Origin of the sequence: Paeniglutamicibacter sulfureus (assembly GCF_030512175.1) — a bacterium.
Taxonomy (GTDB): domain Bacteria; phylum Actinomycetota; class Actinomycetes; order Actinomycetales; family Micrococcaceae; genus Paeniglutamicibacter; species Paeniglutamicibacter sulfureus.
This window is the reverse complement of sequence record NZ_JAULBL010000003.1, coordinates 1-5,577: the sequence shown is the minus strand read 5'-3', so window position 1 is coordinate 5,577 and position 5,577 is coordinate 1. Positions and strand designations below refer to the sequence as shown.

Sequence of the window (5,577 nt, the reverse complement as noted above, 5' to 3'; positions counted from 1 at the left end):
GGAATTGTTAGTCCGGTTGTGGGTGTTGGAAGTGTCTGTTGTTTGAGAACTCAATAGTGTGCCAAGTTTGTTGATACCAATTTATTTATTTTATTGGTGAATGGTTTCAGGGTCCGCACCCCCGTGTGGATGCCTGGGGCAATTTGCCAGGATGTTTTGCTTGGTGCAGCCCGGTCGATTTTTTCCAGTCGGCGTGTTGGTTGTGTCTGTATTTTTTTACGGAGAGTTTGATCCTGGCTCAGGATGAACGCTGGCGGCGTGCTTAACACATGCAAGTCGAACGATGACTTTTGTGCTTGCACAGAATGATTAGTGGCGAACGGGTGAGTAACACGTGAGTAACCTGCCCCTGACTCTGGGATAAGCCTGGGAAACTGGGTCTAATACCGGATATGCACCGTGGACCGCATGGTTTTTGGTGGAAAGATTTTTTGGTCAGGGATGGACTCGCGGCCTATCAGCTTGTTGGTGAGGTAATGGCTCACCAAGGCGACGACGGGTAGCCGGCCTGAGAGGGTGACCGGCCACACTGGGACTGAGACACGGCCCAGACTCCTACGGGAGGCAGCAGTGGGGAATATTGCACAATGGGCGAAAGCCTGATGCAGCGACGCCGCGTGAGGGATGACGGCCTTCGGGTTGTAAACCTCTTTCAGTAGGGAAGAAGCGAAAGTGACGGTACCTGCAGAAGAAGCGCCGGCTAACTACGTGCCAGCAGCCGCGGTAATACGTAGGGCGCAAGCGTTATCCGGAATTATTGGGCGTAAAGAGCTCGTAGGCGGTTTGTCGCGTCTATCGTGAAAGTCCGAGGCTCAACCTCGGATCTGCGGTGGGTACGGGCAGACTAGAGTGATGTAGGGGAGACTGGAATTCCTGGTGTAGCGGTGAAATGCGCAGATATCAGGAGGAACACCGATGGCGAAGGCAGGTCTCTGGGCATTAACTGACGCTGAGGAGCGAAAGCATGGGGAGCGAACAGGATTAGATACCCTGGTAGTCCATGCCGTAAACGTTGGGCACTAGGTGTGGGGGACATTCCACGTTTTCCGCGCCGTAGCTAACGCATTAAGTGCCCCGCCTGGGGAGTACGGCCGCAAGGCTAAAACTCAAAGGAATTGACGGGGGCCCGCACAAGCGGCGGAGCATGCGGATTAATTCGATGCAACGCGAAGAACCTTACCAAGGCTTGACATGTGCCAGACCGCCGTGGAAACACGGTTTCCCCTTTGGGGCTGGTTCACAGGTGGTGCATGGTTGTCGTCAGCTCGTGTCGTGAGATGTTGGGTTAAGTCCCGCAACGAGCGCAACCCTCGTTCCATGTTGCCAGCGCGTAAAGGCGGGGACTCATGGGAGACTGCCGGGGTCAACTCGGAGGAAGGTGGGGACGACGTCAAATCATCATGCCCCTTATGTCTTGGGCTTCACGCATGCTACAATGGCCGGTACAATGGGTTGCGATACTGTGAGGTGGAGCTAATCCCAAAAAGCCGGTCTCAGTTCGGATTGGGGTCTGCAACTCGACCCCATGAAGTCGGAGTCGCTAGTAATCGCAGATCAGCAACGCTGCGGTGAATACGTTCCCGGGCCTTGTACACACCGCCCGTCAAGTCACGAAAGTTGGTAACACCCGAAGCCGGTGGCCTAACCCCTTGTGGGAGGGAGCCGTCGAAGGTGGGACCGGCGATTGGGACTAAGTCGTAACAAGGTAGCCGTACCGGAAGGTGCGGCTGGATCACCTCCTTTCTAAGGAGCAACTAGCACCAGGCAGGGATTCCACAGTGTTTCCCGTGCGGGTGTTCAGTGCTGCTCGCATCCATCACTTGTGTTGATGGGCGAGTGCTCAAGGGTGGAATATCAACAAATCATGGCCGTCCATCGTTGGTGGGTGGTTTTCTAGTACGCTTCCGGGATTCGTTCCGGTGGTTGGAACGGGAGCCGCCGGCGAACGCGGGTGGTCTTTTGGCACACTGTTGGGTCCTGGAATAACAGGCCCCGGTCCGGTTTCGGGTTGGGTTCTTGTTTTTTCTGGATTGTCCCGCGCATGGCCTAAGCCGCACGAGCCCCCTGGGGGTGTGTTGGTGGTGGGTGTGACGGGGTTGTTGTTTGGGAACTGTATAGTGGACGCGAGCATCTTGTGAGGCAAGGGATTTTTTCCTTGTCTTGCATAGCAATTTCTTATGAATTATTGAACCTGGTGAACGCACTTTCGGGTGTGTTTTTCTTGGTTCTTTCGATTGTAATAATATATAGCTCATGTAAATTTTTGATCATGTTTGTGGTCAAGTTTTTAAGGGCGCACGGTGGATGCCTTGGCATTGGGAGCCGAAGAAGGACGTGGGAATCTGCGATAAGCCTGGTGGAGTCGATAACCGGACGTTGAGACCAGGATTTCCGAATGGGGAAACCCCGTACGGTGTCATGCCGTATGACCCGCAGCTGAACACATAGGCTGTGTGGAGGGAACGCGGGGAAGTGAAACATCTCAGTACCCGCAGGAAGAGAAAACAATAGTGATTCCGTTAGTAGTGGCGAGCGAACGCGGATGGGGCTAAACCGAGCCATGTGTGATAGCCGGCGGGCGTTGCATGGTCGGGGTTGTGGGACTTTCCATATCAGTTCTGCCGGACTGGTGAAGTGAGGTGCGGGCGCATAGGCGAATCGGCTTGAATGCCGGACCGTAGAGGGTGAGAGTCCCGTAGTGCGAATGCGTGCCGCCGCTTTGTGAGAGTATCCCAAGTAGGACGGGGCCCGAGAAATCCCGTTTGAATCTGCCAGGACCACCTGGTAAGCCTAAATACTACCCAATGACCGATAGCGGACAAGTACCGTGAGGGAATGGTGAAAAGTACCCCGGGAGGGGAGTGAAATAGTACCTGAAACCGTGCGCTTACAATCCGTTGGAGCCTCCTTGTTGGGGTGACAGCGTGCCTTTTGAAGAATGAGCCTGCGAGTTAGTGTTACGTCGCGAGGTTAACCCGTGTGGGGAAGCCGTAGCGAAAGCGAGTCTGAATAGGGCGAGTGAGTGGCGTGATCTAGACCCGAAGCGAAGTGATCTACCCATGGCCAGGTTGAAGCGCGTGTAAGAGCGCGTGGAGGACCGAACCCACTTCAGTTGAAAATGGAGGGGATGAGCTGTGGGTAGGGGTGAAAGGCCAATCAAACTTCGTGATAGCTGGTTCTCCCCGAAATGCATTTAGGTGCAGCGTTGCGTGTTTCTTACCGGAGGTAGAGCTACTGGATGGCTAATGGGCCCTACAAGGTTACTGACGTCAGCCAAACTCCGAATGCCGGTAAGTGAGAGCGCAGCAGTGAGACTGTGGGGGATAAGCTTCATAGTCGAGAGGGAAACAGCCCAGAACGCCAACTAAGGCCCCTAAGCGTGTGCTAAGTGGAAAAGGATGTGGAGTTGCGAAGACAACCAGGAGGTTGGCTTAGAAGCAGCCACCCTTGAAAGAGTGCGTAATAGCTCACTGGTCAAGTGATTCCGCGCCGACAATGTAGCGGGGCTCAAGCACACCGCCGAAGTTGCGTCATTCACATATTTGGCAGGCCTTCGTGGTCCAGCCGTGTGGATGGGTAGGGGAGCGTCGTGTGGGCAGTGAAGTCGCGGTGTAAACCAGCGGTGGAGCCCACACGAGTGAGAATGCAGGCATGAGTAGCGAATGACGGGTGAGAAACCCGTCCGCCGAATGATCAAGGGTTCCAGGGTCAAGCTAATCTGCCCTGGGTAAGTCGGGACCTAAGGCGAGGCCGACAGGCGTAGTCGATGGACAACGGGTTGATATTCCCGTACCGGTGAAAAACCGCCCATACCGAACTGGTGATGCTAACCGCCCCAACCACCCACCTCAAGGCCTTCGGGCCTTGTATCGGGTGTGCGGCGCGGGACCCGAACCAGGGAGGTAAGCGTATTAACAGGTGTGACGCAGGAAGGTAGCCGAGCCAGGCAATGGAATTGACCTGGTCCAAGGATGTAGGGCGAGTCGTAGGCAAATCCGCGACTCACATAGCCTGAGACCCGATAGGCGCCCCTTTTGGGGGGTGATTCGGTGATCCTATGCTGCCAAGAAAAGCATCGACGCGAGGTTTTAGCCGCCCGTACCCCAAACCGACACAGGTGATCAGGTAGAGAATACTAAGGCGATCGAGAGAATCATGGTTAAGGAACTCGGCAAAATGCCCCCGTAACTTCGGGAGAAGGGGGGCCTGCCCCGTGATGAGGATTTACTCCTCGGAGCGGGTGTGGGCCGCAGAGACCAGGGGGAAGCGACTGTTTACTAAAAACACAGGTCCGTGCGAAGTCGCAAGACGATGTATACGGACTGACTCCTGCCCGGTGCTGGAAGGTTAAGAGGACCGGTTAGCTCTTTGGAGCGAAGCTGAGAATTTAAGCCCCAGTAAACGGCGGTGGTAACTATAACCATCCTAAGGTAGCGAAATTCCTTGTCGGGTAAGTTCCGACCTGCACGAATGGAGTAACGACTTCCCCGCTGTCTCAACCATGAACTCGGCGAAATTGCACTACGAGTAAAGATGCTCGTTACGCGCAGCAGGACGGAAAGACCCCGAGACCTTTACTATAGTTTGGTATTGGTGTTCGGTGCAGCTTGTGTAGGATAGGTGGGAGACTGTGAAGCCCGGACGCTAGTTCGGGTGGAGTCATCGTTGAAATACCACTCTGGCTGTACCGGTCACCTAACTTCGGCCCATGATCTGGGTCAGGGACAGTGCCTGATGGGTAGTTTAACTGGGGCGGTTGCCTCCTAAAGAGTAACGGAGGCGCCCAAAGGTTCCCTCAGCCTGGTTGGCAATCAGGTGTCGAGTGTAAGTGCACAAGGGAGCTTGACTGTGAGAGCGACAGCTCGAGCAGGGACGAAAGTCGGGACTAGTGATCCGGCGGCACGTTGTGGAACGGCCGTCGCTCAACGGATAAAAGGTACCTCGGGGATAACAGGCTGATCTTGCCCAAGAGTCCATATCGACGGCATGGTTTGGCACCTCGATGTCGGCTCGTCGCATCCTGGGGCTGGAGTAGGTCCCAAGGGTTGGGCTGTTCGCCCATTAAAGCGGTACGCGAGCTGGGTTTAGAACGTCGTGAGACAGTTCGGTCCCTATCCGCTGCGCGCGCAGGAAATTTGAGAAGAGCTGTCCTTAGTACGAGAGGACCGGGACGGACGAACCTCTGGTGTGTCAGTTGTACTGCCAAGTGCACCGCTGATTAGCTACGTTCGGAAGGGATAACCGCTGAAAGCATCTAAGCGGGAAGCCCACTTCGAGATGAGATTTCCATACACTTTTGAGTGTGAGAGGCCCCCAGCCAGACCACTGGGTTGATAGGCAGGATGTGGAAGCGAGGACTAAAGACTCGTGAAGCTGACCTGTACTAATAGGCCGACAACTTAAACCACAAACACCACACCACCGACACGCTCGGTGGTTGGCAAGAAACGCTGCGTCCACTATACGGTCCCGAAACAACAAACCCAATTTGTTTTTCGCGGAACAACAACAACCATAACTATCATGGTCGTAACCCACAGATTCACCACACCCAAACCAGCTTTGGGTGGCGGTAAC

General features: G+C 54.9%; 2 rRNA genes. Both read left to right on the top strand.

Annotation, left to right across the window (positions count from 1 at the left end):
• The first annotated feature begins 215 nt into the window (after positions 1 to 215).
• Positions 216 to 1,743 (top strand): 16S ribosomal RNA (locus tag Q2T94_RS20415).
• A 534-nt stretch (positions 1,744 to 2,277) separates the two neighbouring features.
• A 23S ribosomal RNA gene (locus Q2T94_RS20410) occupies positions 2,278 to 5,407 on the top strand.
• Together the 16S and 23S rRNA genes form the textbook arrangement of a ribosomal RNA operon.
• The last annotated feature ends 170 nt before the right edge of the window (positions 5,408 to 5,577 follow it).